Origin of the sequence: Vibrio sp. 10N.222.55.A1, assembly GCF_041473835.1 — a bacterium.
GTDB lineage: Bacteria > Pseudomonadota > Gammaproteobacteria > Enterobacterales > Vibrionaceae > Vibrio > Vibrio crassostreae_C.
In genome coordinates, this window is the sequence record NZ_JBFRSX010000121.1 from 1 (window position 1) to 14279 (window position 14279).

28 protein-coding genes are annotated in these 14279 nt (G+C 45.2%); all 28 read left to right on the plus strand.

Annotation, left to right across the window (positions count from 1 at the left end; all coding sequences use genetic code 11):
- The first annotated feature begins 472 nt into the window (after nt 1–472).
- A complete protein-coding gene (gene rpsJ, locus AB4493_RS21665; RefSeq protein WP_004736761.1) occupies nt 473–784 on the plus strand; it encodes a 30S ribosomal protein S10 in 312 nt (103 codons plus the stop codon).
- Between the two features lie 14 nt (nt 785–798).
- Entirely contained in the window at nt 799–1428 is a 630-nt protein-coding gene (gene rplC, locus AB4493_RS21670) for a 50S ribosomal protein L3 (protein WP_004736763.1), read from the plus strand.
- A 16-nt stretch (nt 1429–1444) separates the two neighbouring features.
- Nucleotides 1445–2047, plus strand: coding sequence for a 50S ribosomal protein L4 (gene rplD, locus AB4493_RS21675; protein ID WP_372155810.1), 603 nt, complete (start codon nt 1445–1447; stop codon nt 2045–2047).
- Nucleotides 2044–2346: a 50S ribosomal protein L23 gene (rplW, locus tag AB4493_RS21680; RefSeq protein ID WP_004736765.1), complete on the plus strand. Its 303-nt coding sequence runs from the start codon at nt 2044–2046 to the stop codon at nt 2344–2346. Before rplD ends, rplW begins: the two co-directional genes overlap by 4 nt.
- Before the next feature lie 14 nt (nt 2347–2360).
- The gene (gene rplB, locus AB4493_RS21685; protein WP_010435149.1) at nt 2361–3185 is read left to right on the plus strand and encodes a 50S ribosomal protein L2; all 825 of its coding nucleotides are present in this window, start codon (nt 2361–2363) and stop codon (nt 3183–3185) included.
- Between the two features lie 19 nt (nt 3186–3204).
- Nucleotides 3205–3483, plus strand: a complete 279-nt coding sequence (rpsS, locus tag AB4493_RS21690) for a 30S ribosomal protein S19 (protein WP_004736729.1) — start codon at nt 3205–3207, stop codon at nt 3481–3483.
- Nucleotides 3484–3493: 10 nt separating this feature from the next.
- Nucleotides 3494–3826: a 50S ribosomal protein L22 gene (gene rplV, locus AB4493_RS21695; RefSeq protein WP_004736732.1), complete on the plus strand. Its 333-nt coding sequence runs from the start codon at nt 3494–3496 to the stop codon at nt 3824–3826.
- Nucleotides 3827–3844: 18 nt separating this feature from the next.
- The gene (gene rpsC / locus AB4493_RS21700) at nt 3845–4543 is read left to right on the plus strand and encodes a 30S ribosomal protein S3 (protein WP_004736734.1); all 699 of its coding nucleotides are present in this window, start codon (nt 3845–3847) and stop codon (nt 4541–4543) included.
- Nucleotides 4544–4554: 11 nt separating this feature from the next.
- Nucleotides 4555–4965: a 50S ribosomal protein L16 gene (gene rplP / locus AB4493_RS21705; RefSeq protein ID WP_004736736.1), complete on the plus strand. Its 411-nt coding sequence runs from the start codon at nt 4555–4557 to the stop codon at nt 4963–4965.
- A complete protein-coding gene (gene rpmC / locus AB4493_RS21710; protein ID WP_004736737.1) occupies nt 4965–5156 on the plus strand; it encodes a 50S ribosomal protein L29 in 192 nt (63 codons plus the stop codon). Before rplP ends, rpmC begins: the two co-directional genes overlap by 1 nt.
- A complete protein-coding gene (gene rpsQ / locus AB4493_RS21715; protein WP_004736739.1) occupies nt 5156–5410 on the plus strand; it encodes a 30S ribosomal protein S17 in 255 nt (84 codons plus the stop codon). The genes rpmC and rpsQ overlap by 1 nt, the downstream gene beginning before the upstream one ends.
- A gap of 162 nt (nt 5411–5572) precedes the next feature.
- Entirely contained in the window at nt 5573–5944 is a 372-nt protein-coding gene (rplN, locus tag AB4493_RS21720) for a 50S ribosomal protein L14 (protein WP_004736740.1), read from the plus strand.
- Between the two features lie 11 nt (nt 5945–5955).
- Entirely contained in the window at nt 5956–6273 is a 318-nt protein-coding gene (gene rplX / locus AB4493_RS21725) for a 50S ribosomal protein L24 (RefSeq protein WP_004738792.1), read from the plus strand.
- 24 nt (nt 6274–6297) lie between these two features.
- Complete coding sequence (gene rplE, locus AB4493_RS21730) at nt 6298–6837, plus strand: 50S ribosomal protein L5 (protein WP_004738790.1); 540 nt, start codon at nt 6298–6300, stop codon at nt 6835–6837.
- Nucleotides 6838–6853: 16 nt separating this feature from the next.
- A complete protein-coding gene (rpsN, locus tag AB4493_RS21735) occupies nt 6854–7159 on the plus strand; it encodes a 30S ribosomal protein S14 (protein ID WP_004738789.1) in 306 nt (101 codons plus the stop codon).
- A 29-nt stretch (nt 7160–7188) separates the two neighbouring features.
- Nucleotides 7189–7581 (plus strand): 30S ribosomal protein S8, encoded by a 393-nt coding sequence (rpsH, locus tag AB4493_RS21740; RefSeq protein ID WP_017061309.1) that lies wholly within the window; start codon nt 7189–7191, stop codon nt 7579–7581.
- Between the two features lie 10 nt (nt 7582–7591).
- A complete protein-coding gene (rplF, locus tag AB4493_RS21745; protein ID WP_017063712.1) occupies nt 7592–8125 on the plus strand; it encodes a 50S ribosomal protein L6 in 534 nt (177 codons plus the stop codon).
- 9 nt (nt 8126–8134) lie between these two features.
- Nucleotides 8135–8488 carry a 50S ribosomal protein L18 gene (gene rplR, locus AB4493_RS21750; protein ID WP_004738784.1) on the plus strand — a complete coding sequence of 118 codons (354 nt, stop codon included), beginning with the start codon at nt 8135–8137 and terminating at the stop codon, nt 8486–8488.
- 14 nt (nt 8489–8502) lie between these two features.
- A complete protein-coding gene (gene rpsE / locus AB4493_RS21755) occupies nt 8503–9003 on the plus strand; it encodes a 30S ribosomal protein S5 (protein ID WP_017061307.1) in 501 nt (166 codons plus the stop codon).
- Between the two features lie 7 nt (nt 9004–9010).
- Nucleotides 9011–9187, plus strand: a complete 177-nt coding sequence (gene rpmD, locus AB4493_RS21760) for a 50S ribosomal protein L30 (RefSeq protein ID WP_004736756.1) — start codon at nt 9011–9013, stop codon at nt 9185–9187.
- A gap of 5 nt (nt 9188–9192) precedes the next feature.
- The gene (gene rplO, locus AB4493_RS21765) at nt 9193–9627 is read left to right on the plus strand and encodes a 50S ribosomal protein L15 (protein WP_004736758.1); all 435 of its coding nucleotides are present in this window, start codon (nt 9193–9195) and stop codon (nt 9625–9627) included.
- Nucleotides 9628–9647: 20 nt separating this feature from the next.
- Entirely contained in the window at nt 9648–10982 is a 1335-nt protein-coding gene (secY, locus tag AB4493_RS21770) for a preprotein translocase subunit SecY (protein ID WP_004738781.1), read from the plus strand.
- 41 nt (nt 10983–11023) lie between these two features.
- A complete protein-coding gene (gene rpmJ, locus AB4493_RS21775) occupies nt 11024–11137 on the plus strand; it encodes a 50S ribosomal protein L36 (RefSeq protein ID WP_000868186.1) in 114 nt (37 codons plus the stop codon).
- 148 nt (nt 11138–11285) lie between these two features.
- Nucleotides 11286–11642: a 30S ribosomal protein S13 gene (rpsM, locus tag AB4493_RS21780; protein WP_004738779.1), complete on the plus strand. Its 357-nt coding sequence runs from the start codon at nt 11286–11288 to the stop codon at nt 11640–11642.
- Between the two features lie 19 nt (nt 11643–11661).
- The gene (gene rpsK / locus AB4493_RS21785; protein WP_004738778.1) at nt 11662–12051 is read left to right on the plus strand and encodes a 30S ribosomal protein S11; all 390 of its coding nucleotides are present in this window, start codon (nt 11662–11664) and stop codon (nt 12049–12051) included.
- 31 nt (nt 12052–12082) lie between these two features.
- Nucleotides 12083–12703 carry a 30S ribosomal protein S4 gene (rpsD, locus tag AB4493_RS21790; RefSeq protein WP_004738777.1) on the plus strand — a complete coding sequence of 207 codons (621 nt, stop codon included), beginning with the start codon at nt 12083–12085 and terminating at the stop codon, nt 12701–12703.
- Nucleotides 12704–12725: 22 nt separating this feature from the next.
- Nucleotides 12726–13718: a DNA-directed RNA polymerase subunit alpha gene (locus AB4493_RS21795; RefSeq protein ID WP_004729813.1), complete on the plus strand. Its 993-nt coding sequence runs from the start codon at nt 12726–12728 to the stop codon at nt 13716–13718.
- 24 nt (nt 13719–13742) lie between these two features.
- On the plus strand, nt 13743–14123 hold the full coding sequence (gene rplQ, locus AB4493_RS21800; RefSeq protein WP_004729812.1) for a 50S ribosomal protein L17: 381 nt from the start codon (nt 13743–13745) through the stop codon (nt 14121–14123).
- The last annotated feature ends 156 nt before the right edge of the window (nt 14124–14279 follow it).

The window sequence follows — 14279 nt, forward strand, 5'->3', positions numbered from 1 at the left end:
GTGTTGTAGCTAAAATCTTCGCTTAATAGCATTTAGATTTTTGCACTCTCTTCATTAGAAGAGCACGCATCTGAAAAGGGGAGCTTCGGCTTCCCTTTTGTTTTCTCAAAAGAAATATTACCTTCCATCTATCTTCTTCCCTCTCGATACAAAACCAACTTCCAATAAATTGCGATTATTTTTCCAACACTACTTGCATACTAAAGTGTGATCTGTATAATGCATCGCACTGGCTAACGCTGGTTGTGAACCAATGAGCACTGAGGAGTAGGTCTTACCTAGTAATGTATACTCAGCTTATGTTCGCGGTTAATAAAAATAGTAAACTTCTTGTTTACTTCAAAAGTTAACTGACAATGCGTCCTAATTTTGGGTGCTACGGTTTCACATAAATCAATCGGCATTCTCTCGTTTTATCGGGTTTGAGTGGCGATATTGTTTGTGTAATTTTTAATAATTGGAGCTCTGTCTCATGCAGAACCAACGTATTCGTATCCGCCTTAAAGCGTTTGATTACAAGCTAATCGATGCTTCAACTGCGGAAATCGTTGAAACAGCAAAACGTACTGGCGCACAGGTTCGTGGTCCTATTCCACTTCCTACTCGTAAAGAGCGTTTCACTGTTCTTACCTCTCCACACGTCAACAAAGATGCACGTGATCAGTACGAAATCCGTACTCACAAGCGTTTGATCGACATCGTTGAGCCAACAGATAAAACTGTTGATGCTCTAATGCGTCTTGATCTTGCAGCTGGCGTTGATGTTCAAATCAGCCTAGGTTAAGGGAGATAAGAATAATGATTGGTCTAGTCGGACGTAAAGTGGGTATGACCCGCGTATTTACTGAAGAAGGCGTTTCTATCCCAGTAACTGTTGTTGAGGTTGAAGCGAACCGTATTTCTCAAGTTAAAACTCTTGAGACAGACGGCTACGCAGCAATCCAAGTAACTACTGGTGCTAAGAAAGCTAACCGTGTAACTAAACCTGAAGCTGGTCACTTCGCGAAAGCGGGTGTAGAAGCAGGTCGCGGTCTTTGGGAATTCCGTTTAGAAAACGGCGAAGAGTTTGAAGTTGGCGCTGAGCTAAACGTAGAACTTTTCAACGAAATTAAAAAAGTAGACGTTACTGGTACATCTAAAGGTAAAGGCTTCCAAGGCGCTATCAAGCGTTGGAACTTCTCTACTCAAGATATGACTCACGGTAACTCTTTGTCTCACCGCGCACCGGGTTCAATTGGCCAATGTCAAACTCCAGGCCGCGTGTTTAAAGGCAAGAAAATGGCAGGTCACATGGGTGCTGAGCGTGTAACGACTCAAAACCTAGAGATCGTACGTGTTGACGCTGAGCGCAATCTACTCCTTATTAAAGGTGCAGTACCGGGCTCAACAGGCGGAAACGTGATCGTAAAACCTGCTGTTAAAGCATAACGTCTAGGAGTAAGTAATGGAATTGATGGTTAAAGGTGCTGATGCACTAACTGTTTCCGAGACTACTTTCGGACGTGACTTCAACGAAGCTCTTGTACACCAAGTAGTTGTTGCATATGCAGCAGGTGCTCGTCAAGGTACTCGTGCTCAAAAGACTCGTTCTGAAGTATCTGGCGGTGGCGCTAAGCCATGGCGTCAAAAAGGTACTGGCCGCGCACGTGCTGGTACAATTCGTAGCCCAATCTGGCGTACAGGTGGTGTTACTTTTGCTGCGAAACCACAAGATCACAGCCAAAAAGTAAACAAAAAAATGTACCGCGGTGCTATGAAGAGCATTCTTTCTGAGCTAGTTCGTCAAGAGCGTTTAATCGTTGTTGATAACTTCTCTGTAGAAGCACCAAAAACAAAAGAACTTGTAGTTAAGCTTAAAGAGCTTGAGCTAAGCGACGTTCTGATTGTGACTGGCGAAGTAGATGAAAATCTATTCTTAGCTGCTCGTAACCTATACAAAGTAGATGCACGTGATGTTGCTGGTGTTGATCCAGTATCACTAATCGCTTTCGACAAGGTTCTAATGACTGCTGACGCAGTTAAGCAAGTTGAGGAGATGCTAGCATGATCACTGAAGAGCGTATCTTAAAAGTTCTACGTGCTCCGCACATCTCTGAAAAAGCAACTATGGCAGCTGAGAAAGCGAACACTATCGTTTTCAAAGTAGCTAAAGATGCAACTAAGAAAGAGATCAAAGCAGCTGTAGAAAAGCTATTTGAAGTTGAAGTTAAGTCTGTAAATACTCTTGTATTAAAGGGTAAGACCAAACGTCAAGGTATGCGTGAAGGCCGTCGTTCAGACGTTAAGAAAGCCTACGTTACTTTGAAAGAAGGTCAAGATCTTGACTTCGTTGGCGGCGCGGAATAACAGGAGTAGTAAAAATGGCTATTGTTAAATGTAAGCCGACTTCCCCTGGTCGTCGTCACGTCGTTAAAGTTGTTAACGCTGACCTACACAAGGGTAAGCCATACGCACCACTTCTAGAGAAAAACTCTAAGAACGGTGGTCGTAACAACAACGGTCGTATTACAGTACGTCACATCGGTGGTGGTCATAAGCACCATTACCGTGTAATTGACTTCAAACGTACTAAAGATGGCATCCCAGCGAAAGTTGAGCGTCTAGAATACGATCCAAACCGTAGTGCTAACATCGCTCTAGTTCTGTACGCAGACGGTGAGCGTCGTTACATCATTGCACCTAAAGGTGTTAACGCAGGCGACCAGATTCAATCTGGCGTAGATGCTGCAATCAAAGCAGGTAACACTCTGCCGATGCGCAACATCCCAGTAGGTTCTACTGTACACTGTGTTGAACTTAAGCCTGGTAAAGGTGCTCAACTAGCTCGTTCGGCTGGTGCTTATGCTCAAATCATCGCTCGCGATGGTGCATACGTAACTATCCGTCTACGTTCTGGTGAGATGCGCAAAGTTCTTTCTGAAGGTCGTGCAACGATCGGTGAAGTTGGTAACTCTGAGCATATGCTACGTGAACTTGGTAAAGCTGGTGCTTCACGCTGGCGCGGCGTACGTCCAACCGTACGTGGTGTAGTAATGAACCCGGTGGATCACCCACATGGTGGTGGTGAAGGCCGCACATCTGGTGGTCGTCACCCAGTTTCTCCTTGGGGCGTTCCTACTAAGGGCTTCAAGACTCGTAAGAACAAGCGCACTGACAAGTACATCGTACGTCGTCGCACTAAATAATTTATAAAGAGGAATCGCCATGCCACGTTCTCTCAAGAAAGGTCCTTTTATTGACCTACACTTGCTGAAGAAGGTAGAGAAAGCGGTGGAAAGCGGAGACAAAAAGCCTATTAAGACTTGGTCCCGTCGCTCAATGATCATCCCAACAATGATTGGTTTGACCATCGCTGTCCATAATGGTCGTCAGCACGTTCCAGTTTTCGTTACCGAAGAAATGATCGGTCACAAACTGGGCGAATTTGCACCAACTCGTACTTATCGCGGTCATGCTGCAGATAAGAAAGCTAAGAAGAAATAAGGAGTAGATGATGGAAGCTTTAGCTAAACATAACTTTGCTCGTATTTCTCCACAGAAAGCTCGCTTAGTTGCAGACCAAATTCGCGGTAAGTCGGTAGACCAAGCTCTAGAAATTCTAACTTTCAGCAACAAAAAAGCTGCTGTATTAGTTAAGAAGGTTCTTGAGTCAGCTATCGCTAACGCGGAACATAACGAAGGTGCAGATATCGACGATCTAAATGTCGCTAAAATCTTCGTAGATGAGGGCCCTATCATGAAGCGTATTATGCCTCGTGCTAAAGGTCGTGCGGATCGTATCTTGAAGCGTTCAAGCCACATCACTATTGTTGTAGCAGATCGCTAAAGACTAGGAGAGTAAGCAATGGGTCAGAAAGTACATCCTAATGGTATTCGTCTTGGCATCGTTAAGCCTTGGAATGCTACATGGTTTGCTAATACCAACGAATTCGCTGACAACCTAGACGGCGACTTCAAGGTACGTCAGTTCCTTACAAAGGAACTACAAAAAGCATCATTATCTCGTATCGTTATCGAGCGTCCAGCTAAGAGCATCCGTGTGACTATTCACACTGCTCGCCCTGGCGTTGTTATCGGTAAGAAAGGTGAAGACGTAGAGAAGCTACGCGCAGCTGTAGCTAAAATCGCAGGTGTACCAGCGCAAATTAACATCGCTGAAGTACGTAAGCCTGAGCTAGATGGTCAGCTTGTAGCTGATAGCATCGCGTCTCAACTAGAGCGTCGTGTTATGTTCCGTCGTGCAATGAAGCGTGCGGTACAAAATGCTATGCGTCTAGGCGCTAAAGGCATCAAAGTACAAGTAGGCGGCCGTCTTGGCGGTGCTGAAATCGCACGTTCAGAGTGGTACCGTGAAGGCCGTGTGCCTCTACACACTCTACGTGCAGACATTGATTACGCAACTTCTTCGGCTCACACTCAATACGGTGTGATCGGCATTAAAGTTTGGATCTTCAAAGGTGAGATTCTAGGCGGTATGCCAGCTGCTAACGCAGTAGAGCCAAAAGGCGATAAGCCTAAGAAGCAGCGTAAAGGCCGTAAGTAAGGAGTCGAACGATGCTACAACCAAAACGTACTAAGTTCCGCAAGGTTATGACTGGTCGTAACCGTGGTCTAGCTAAAGGTACTGAAGTAAGCTTCGGCGAATTCGGTCTTAAAGCTGTTGGCCGTGGTCGTCTGACTGCACGTCAAATCGAAGCGGCACGTCGTGCTATGACACGTCACATTAAGCGTCAAGGTCAAATCTGGATCCGTGTTTTCCCAGACAAACCGATTACTGAAAAGCCTCTTGAAGTTCGTCAAGGTAAAGGTAAAGGTTCAGTTGCGTACTGGGTTGCTCAAATCCAACCAGGCAAAGTTATGTACGAGATGAATGGCGTACCTGAAGAGTTGGCACGTGAAGCGTTCCGCCTAGCGGCACGTAAACTGCCTGTTAAAACTACTTTTGTAACTAAGCAGGTGATGTGATGAAAGCACAAGATCTACGCGAAAAGAACGTTGAAGAGCTTAACGCTGAGCTATTGAATTTGCTACGTGAACAGTTCAACTTGCGCATGCAAGCTGCAACTGGTCAACTTCAGCAAACTCATACTCTAAAAGCTGTACGCCGTGACATCGCACGTGTGAAAACTGTTTTGACTGAAAAGGCAGGCGCATAATGAGCGAAACTAACCGCATCCAGCAAGGCCGTGTAGTAAGTGACAAGATGGACAAGTCTATCGTTGTTGCTATTGAACGTACTGTAAAACACCCGATTTACGGCAAGTTCATCAAACGCACGACTAAAGTACACGCACACGACGAAGACAACACTTGTGGCCTAGGCGACAAAGTTGAAATCGCTGAGTGTCGTCCTCTGTCTAAGACTAAGTCTTGGACATTGGTTAAAGTTCTAGAAAAAGCGAAGATTTAATCTTTGTAATTCTATAACTTATAAGCGGCTCCAAATTATTTTTTGGAGCCGCTTGTTTTTTGTCTACCCAATTTAAAAAAAGGGTGGTACAATTCGCGTCCCTTTTAAAGAGGCAGCCCGACCCGAGAGGGTCTAGTTTTAATATTTAGCGGAGCACTAACAATGATCCAGATGCAAAGTACACTTGACGCAGCAGATAACTCTGGCGCGCGCAAGGTAATGTGTATTAAGGTTCTGGGTGGCTCTCACCGCCGTTATGCACATATCGGTGACGTCATCAAGGTTACAGTGAAGGAAGCGATTCCTCGCGGTAAAGTAAAGAAAGGTGATGTTCTGAAGGCGGTAGTAGTGCGCACCCGTAAAGGCGTTCGTCGCCCAGACGGTTCTGTCATTCGCTTCGACAGTAATGCTTGTGTATTGTTAAATGACACTACTGAGCAACCAGTCGGCACACGTATCTTTGGTCCTGTGACTCGTGAACTTCGTAACGCGAAATTCATGAAGATTGTATCACTAGCACCTGAAGTTCTGTAAGGAGCGGCAATATGGCAGCTAAAATCCGTCGTAATGACGAAGTAATCATTCTTGCTGGTAAAGATAAAGGCAAGAAAGGTAAAGTAACTAAGGTTCTGACAACTGGTAAAGTTATCGTTGAAGGCATCAACCTTGTTAAGAAACACCAAAAGCCGGTTCCGGCTCTAGGTCAACAAGGTGGCATCGTTGAACAAGAAGCAGCTATTGATGCTTCTAACGTTGCTGTTTTTAACGCGGCTACTGGTAAAGCAGACCGTATCGGTTTCCGTATCGAAGATGGCAAGAAAGTTCGTTTCTTCAAATCTAACGGCGAAACTGTTTCTAACTAATTAGAAGTAATTTGGAGTTCTACTATGGCGAAACTGCATGATTACTACAAGTCGTCTGTAGTCGCTGAGCTTACCAAAGAGTTCAGCTACACAAGCGTCATGCAAGTCCCTAGGATTGAGAAAATCACCCTAAATATGGGCGTTGGTGAAGCAATCAACGATAAGAAACTGCTAGAAAACGCAGCAGCTGATATGGCAACGATCTCTGGTCAAAAGCCACTTATCACTAAAGCGCGTAAATCTGTAGCTGGTTTCAAAATTCGTGAAGGCTACCCAATTGGTTGTAAAGTAACCTTGCGTGGTGAGCGCATGTGGGAATTTTTAGAGCGTTTAATCTCTATCGCACTTCCACGTGTACGTGATTTCCGTGGTGTTAGCGCTAAGTCTTTTGACGGTCGCGGTAACTACAGCATGGGCGTTCGCGAGCAAATCATCTTTCCGGAAATCGACTACGATAAAGTCGATCGTGTCCGCGGTCTTGATATCACTATCACGACTTCTGCGGGTTCCGATGAGGAAGGCCGAGCTCTGCTGGCTGCCTTTAACTTCCCATTCCGTAAGTAAGGGTAGGGTTACTGTTATGGCTAAACAATCAATGAAAGCACGTGAAGCTAAACGTGCAAAACTAGTAGCTAAGTTCGCTGAAAAGCGTTCTGCGCTAAAAGTTATCATTAGCGATGTAAACGCATCTGAAGAAGATCGTTGGAATGCGGTTCTTAAACTGCAATCTCTTCCACGTGATTCAAGTGCATCACGTCAGCGCAACCGTTGCAACCAAACTGGTCGTCCACACGGTTACCTACGTAAATTCGGTCTAAGCCGCATTAAGGTTCGTGAAGCTTGCATGAAAGGCGAGATTCCGGGTCTTCGTAAGGCTAGCTGGTAATTGCCACTTAATCATTTGGAGTAAATCTTATGAGCATGCAAGATCCGATTTCGGATATGCTGACCCGAGTTCGTAACGGTCAGGCAGCAAACAAAGTTGCTGTAAAAATGCCTTCTTCAAAGCTTAAAGTTGCAATTGCTGCATTACTTAAAGCTGAAGGTTACATCGTAGACTTCGCTGTTAACAGCGAAGCAAAACCTGAGCTAGAAGTTACTCTTAAGTACTTCCAAGCTAAACCTGTAATCGAGCAAATCAAGCGTGTATCACGTCCTGGTCTAAGAGTTTATAAAAATAAAGACTCTTTACCTACAGTGATGGGTGGTCTTGGTATTGCAGTTGTTTCTACTTCCAAGGGTCTGATGTCTGACCGTGCTGCTCGTAAAGCAGGTCTTGGCGGTGAAATCATCTGTTACGTAGCTTAAGGAGTAGATTATGTCTCGTGTTGCTAAAGCACCTGTCGCTATTCCAGCTGGCGTAGAGGTGAAACTAAACGGCCAAGAAGTTACTGTAAAAGGTAGCAAAGGTGAGCTTACTCGCGTTCTTAACAGCGCCGTAGTTATTGCACAGGAAGAAACCAACCTAACTTTCGGTCCGAAAGAAGGTGTTACTAACGCATGGGCACAAGCTGGTACAGCTCGCGCTCTAGTTAATAACATGGTTGTGGGTGTTACTGAGGGCTTCACTAAGAAGCTAACTCTTAAGGGTGTTGGTTACCGTGCTGCTATGAAAGGCAACTCTGTAGCTCTAACTCTTGGTTTTTCTCACCCAGTAGAGCACGCTCTACCTGAAGGTATTAAAGCTGAGTGCCCTAGCCAAACTGAGATCATCATTACTGGTTGCGATAAGCAAGTAGTAGGTCAAGTTGCGGCTGACATTCGTTCTTACCGTGCTCCTGAGCCTTACAAAGGCAAAGGTGTTCGTTACGCAGATGAAAATGTGCGTACTAAAGAAGCTAAGAAGAAGTAAGGTATCACTATGGATAAGAAAGCATCTCGCATCCGTCGTGCTACACGTGCACGTCGTAAGATTGCAGAACTTGGTGCAACTCGCCTGGTAGTACACCGTACTCCTCGCCATGTTTACGCACAAGTTATCGCGGCAAACGGCTCTGAGGTTATCGCAGCTGCTTCTACTGTAGAAAAAGCGATCCGTGAGCAAGTTAAGAACACTGGTAACGTTGATGCAGCTAAAGCAGTTGGTAAAGCTGTTGCTGAGCGCGCTCTTGAAAAAGGCGTAGCTTCAGTTGCATTTGATCGTTCTGGTTTCCAATACCACGGTCGAGTAGCGGCGCTAGCAGAATCTGCTCGCGAAGCTGGTCTGAAATTCTAAGGTAGGGTTGGAAGATGGCTAAAGAACAACAACAAGCTAATGATTTGCAAGAAAAGCTGATCGCAGTTAACCGTGTATCTAAGACGGTTAAAGGTGGTCGAATCATGAGCTTTACTGCACTAACAGTAGTTGGTGACGGTAACGGTCGCGTAGGTTTCGGTTACGGCAAAGCTCGTGAAGTACCTGCTGCGATTCAAAAAGCAATGGAAAAAGCGCGCCGTAACATGGTTACAGTATCGCTTAACGAAGGCACTCTTCACCACCCGGTGAAAGGTCGTCATTCGGGCTCTAAAGTTTACATGCAGCCAGCTGCAGAAGGTACAGGTGTTATTGCCGGCGGTGCAATGCGTGCTGTACTTGAAGTTGCGGGCGTACATAACGTACTTTCTAAAGCATACGGTTCAACGAACCCGATCAACATCGTTCGTGCAACGATTGGTGCTCTAGTAGACGTTAAGTCACCAGAAATGGTTGCTGCTAAACGTGGTCTAACTGTTGAATCTATTTCGGAGTAAGCACACGATGGCAACTATTAAAGTAACTCAAACTAAAAGCTCAATTGGTCGCCTACCTAAGCACAAAGCGTGTCTTAAAGGTCTAGGTCTTCGTCGCATCAACCATACAGTAGAACTTGAAGATACACCGTGCGTACGCGGTATGATCAACAAGGTTTACTACATGGTTAAGATTGAGGAGTAATCAGAATGCGTTTGAATACTCTATCACCGGCTGCTGGCTCTAAACCTTCTAAGAAGCGTGTAGGTCGTGGTATCGGTTCTGGCCTTGGTAAAACAGGTGGCCGCGGTCACAAAGGTCAAAAGTCACGTTCTGGCGGCTCTGTTCGTCCAGGTTTTGAAGGCGGTCAAATGCCTCTAAAACAACGTCTACCTAAATTCGGTTTCACTTCTCGTAAGAGCCTAGTGTCTGCTGAAGTTCGTCTAGCTGAGCTAGCGAAAGTAACAGGTGACGTAGTTGATCTTAACAGCCTTAAAGCTGCTAACGTTATCACTAAGAACATCGAGTTTGTTAAGATTGTTCTTTCTGGTGACCTAAGCAAAGCTGTGACTGTTAAAGGTCTACGCGTGACTAAAGGCGCTAAAGCTGCAATCGAAGCTGCAGGCGGTAAAATCGAGGAATAATCTCGAGGAACGAGGTACAGATGGCTAAGAAACCAGGACAAGATTTTCGTAGTGCTCAGAGCGGCTTAAGTGAACTAAAGTCGCGCTTATTATTCGTAATTGGTGCACTTTTAGTATTCCGAGCCGGCTCTTTTGTGCCGATCCCTGGTATTGACGCAGCTGTACTTGCCGATTTGTTCGATCAGCAAAAAGGTACCATCGTAGAAATGTTTAACATGTTCTCCGGTGGTGCTCTTGAGCGTGCATCTATATTAGCATTGGGTATCATGCCGTACATTTCGGCATCGATCGTAGTCCAATTGCTAACTGTAGTTCATCCAGCGTTAGCGGAACTCAAGAAAGAGGGTGAAGCAGGCCGTCGTAAGATAAGCCAATATACACGCTACGGCACGCTTGTACTTGCAACATTCCAAGCTATTGGTATCGCAACAGGCTTACCAAACATGGTCGACAATCTGGTTGTTATCAACCAAACCATGTTTACGCTTATTGCTACCGTGAGTTTAGTAACTGGTACCATGTTCTTAATGTGGTTAGGTGAACAAATCACTGAGCGAGGAATCGGTAATGGTATTTCCATTCTGATTTTTGCAGGTATTGTTGCTGGATTGCCTTCTGCAATCGGTCAAACAATCGAGCAAGCGCGTCAAGGTGAATTGCATGTGCTTCTTCTGCTGTTGATTGCTGTATTGTCTTTTGCTGTTATTTACTTCGTAGTTTTCATGGAACGTGGTCAACGTCGTATCGTCGTTAACTATGCGAAACGTCAACAAGGTCGTAAAGTTTTTGCAGCACAAAGCTCTCACTTGCCTCTTAAGATTAATATGGCAGGTGTTATTCCAGCGATTTTCGCATCAAGTATTATTTTGTTCCCAGGAACATTAGCGCAGTGGTTTGGTCAAAATGGTGAAAGCAGCGCGTTCGGTTGGTTAACTGACGTGTCATTAGCTCTTAGCCCAGGTCAACCTTTGTATGTAATGCTTTATGCAGCAGCTATAATCTTCTTCTGTTTCTTCTATACAGCGTTGGTGTTTAACCCACGTGAAACAGCTGATAACTTGAAGAAGTCTGGTGCATTCGTACCCGGTATCCGCCCAGGTGAGCAGACAGCGAAATATATCGATAAAGTGATGACTAGACTAACCCTTGCGGGCGCTCTATACATTACTTTTATATGTCTGATTCCTGAGTTCATGATGGTCGCGTGGAACGTTCGTTTCTACTTTGGCGGCACATCACTACTAATCGTAGTGGTAGTTATCATGGATTTCATGGCACAGGTACAGACTCATCTGATGTCACAACAGTATGATTCTGTGTTAAAGAAAGCGAATCTGAAGGGTTACGGCCGTTAATTCGGTGGTAACAATTTCGATTCCATTTACGGAGTTTAGCAATGAAAGTTCGTGCTTCCGTTAAAAAAATCTGCCGTAACTGTAAAGTTATCAAGCGTAACGGTGTCGTTCGCGTGATTTGCAGTGAGCCAAAGCATAAGCAACGCCAAGGCTAATTAGCAGAAATTTTTACTTGAAATACAAGGTAGAGTCGAGTATATTCCTCGGCCTACCTTTTGCGTGCAAAAGAAGTAGTATGCCGCAGCGTATCCATAACGGGCTTTGCTGCGGATAATTCTTTTATGAACCCCTTAGGAGTGAATAATGGCCCGTATAGCCGGCATTAACATTCCTGATCATAAGCATTCTGTAATTGCACTTACTGCAATCTACGGTATCGGTAAAACTCGCTCTCAAGCTATTCTAGCTGAAGTGGGTATTGCTGAAGATGCTAAGATCAGTGAACTAACTGAAGAGCAGATCGATCAACTGCGTGATGGTGTAGCTAAGTACACTGTAGAAGGTGATCTACGTCGTGAAGTATCGATGAACATCAAGCGTCTTATGGACCTTGGCTGTTACCGCGGTCTTCGTCATCGTCGCAGTCTACCACTACGTGGACAGCGTACTAAAACCAACGCTCGCACCCGTAAGGGTCCGCGCAAGCCGATCAAGAAATAGTCGGATAAGGTAGAGTACAATGGCAAAACAACCAACTCGCGCGCGTAAGCGCGTACGCAAGCAAGTAGCTGATGGCGTAGCGCACATTCATGCTTCTTTCAACAACACAATCGTAACTATCACTGACCGTCAAGGCAACGCTCTTGCATGGGCTACAGCAGGTGGTTCAGGTTTCCGTGGTTCTCGTAAATCTACTCCGTTCGCAGCACAAGTTGCAGCTGAGCGTTGTGGTGAAATGGCTAAAGAATATGGCCTAAAGAACTTGGAAGTTATGGTTAAGGGTCCAGGTCCAGGTCGCGAATCTACTGTTCGTGCACTGAACGCTGCTGGTTTCCGTATCACTAACATTGTTGATGCGACACCAATCCCTCATAACGGTTGTCGTCCACCTAAGAAACGTCGCGTTTAAGTTTCGTTTCTAGGAATATTGGAGAAAGATCATGGCAAGATATTTGGGTCCTAAGCTTAAGCTTAGCCGTCGCGAAGGTACTGACTTATTCCTTAAGTCTGGTGTCCGTGCGATCGATACCAAGTGTAAAATTGATAACGCACCAGGTGTACACGGCGCTCGTCGCGGTCGTCTATCTGAGTATGGCGTTCAGCTTCGTGAGAAGCAAAAAGTTCGTCGTATCTACGGCGTTCTAGAAAAACAATTCCGCAACTACTACAAAGAAGCTGCACGTCTTAAAGGCAACACAGGTGCAAACCTGCTTCAGCTTCTTGAAGGTCGTCTTGATAACGTAGTTTACCGTATGGGCTTTGGCGCCACTCGTGCTGAATCTCGTCAACTAGTTAGCCACAAGTCTATTCTAGTTAACGGTAAAGTTGTAAACGTTCCTTCTTTCAAAGTAGCGGCAAACGACGTTGTTTCTATCCGCGAGAAAGCTAAACAGCAATCTCGTATTAAAGCGGCTCTAGAAGTTGCTGAACAACGTGAAAAGCCAACTTGGATTGAAGTAGATGCTGGCAAAATGGAAGGTACATTCAAGCGTATGCCTGAGCGTTCTGACCTATCAGCTGACATCAATGAACACTTGATCGTCGAACTTTACTCTAAGTAAGGTTAAAAAAAGAGAGGACACAATGCAGGGTTCTGTAACAGAATTTCTTAAGCCGCGTCTTGTTGACATTGAACAGATCAATACGACACACGCGAAAGTAACTCTTGAGCCATTAGAGCGCGGTTTCGGCCACACTCTAGGTAATGCTCTTCGCCGCATTCTTCTATCTTCTATGCCGGGTTGTGCCGTAACAGAAGTTGAAATTGAAGGTGTGCTACACGAATACAGCACTAAAGAAGGCGTTCAGGAAGATATCCTGGAAATCCTTCTAAACCTTAAAGGTTTGGCTGTACGCGTTGCTGAAGGCAAAGATGAAGTGTTTATTACACTGAACAAATCAGGCTCAGGCCCTGTTGTTGCAGGTGACATCACCCACGATGGTGATGTAGAGATCGCTAACCCTGAGCACGTAATTTGTCACCTAACGGATGACAACGCTGAGATCGCTATGCGTATCAAAGTAGAACGTGGTCGTGGTTACGTTCCAGCTTCAGCTCGTATCCATACTGAAGAAGATGAGCGTCCTATCGGTCGTCTACTAGTTGACGCTACTTACAGCCCGGTTGATAAAATCGCTTACGCTGTAGAAGCGGCACGTGTAGAACAACGTACTGATTTAGACAAGCTTGTTATCGATATGGAAACGAACGGTACTCTAGAACCTGAGGAAGCAATCCGTCGTGCAGCTACTATTTTAGCTGAACAATTGGATGCGTTCGTAGATCTTCGTGATGTACGTGTACCTGAGGAGAAGGAAGAGAAGCCAGAATTCGATCCTATCCTACTACGTCCTGTAGACGATCTTGAACTAACAGTTCGCTCTGCTAACTGTTTGAAAGCAGAAGCGATTCACTACATCGGTGATCTTGTACAGCGCACTGAGGTTGAGCTACTTAAAACGCCAAACCTTGGTAAGAAATCTCTTACAGAGATTAAAGATGTGCTTGCTTCACGTGGTCTTTCTCTAGGCATGCGTCTAGAAAACTGGCCACCAGCGTCAATCGCTGAAGATTAATCGAAAAGTTAGAAGGATTAGGTCATGCGCCATCGTAAAAGTGGTCGTCAACTCAACCGCAACAGCAGTCATCGCAAAGCGATGTTCAGCAACATGGCTAGCTCTCTTGTTCGTCACGAAGTTATTAAAACTACCGTGCCTAAAGCAAAAGAACTACGTCGCGTAATTGAGCCATTGATTACCCTAGCTAAGACAGACAGTGTTGCTAACCGTCGTCTTGCATTTGCTCGCACTCGTGATAACGAAGTTGTGGCAAAACTATTTAATGAACTAGGCCCGCGTTTCGCGGCTCGCCAAGGTGGTTACACTCGCATTCTTAAATGTGGTTTCCGTACTGGTGATAAAGCTCCAATGGCTTACATTGAGCTTGTAGACCGCCCAGCTGCTGAAGAAGCTGCTGAGTAATCTATACTAGATTCTTAATACAAAAGCCGAGCATTAGCTCGGCTTTTTTGTGTCTGTAGAACAAGGAAAAGATAATAGAAATTGCACCATGATGTTTGGCACTTTTTGCTTGTCTTATCTGCTCCAATTTTCAAAAATGTCTCGTGTCTCGTGTCT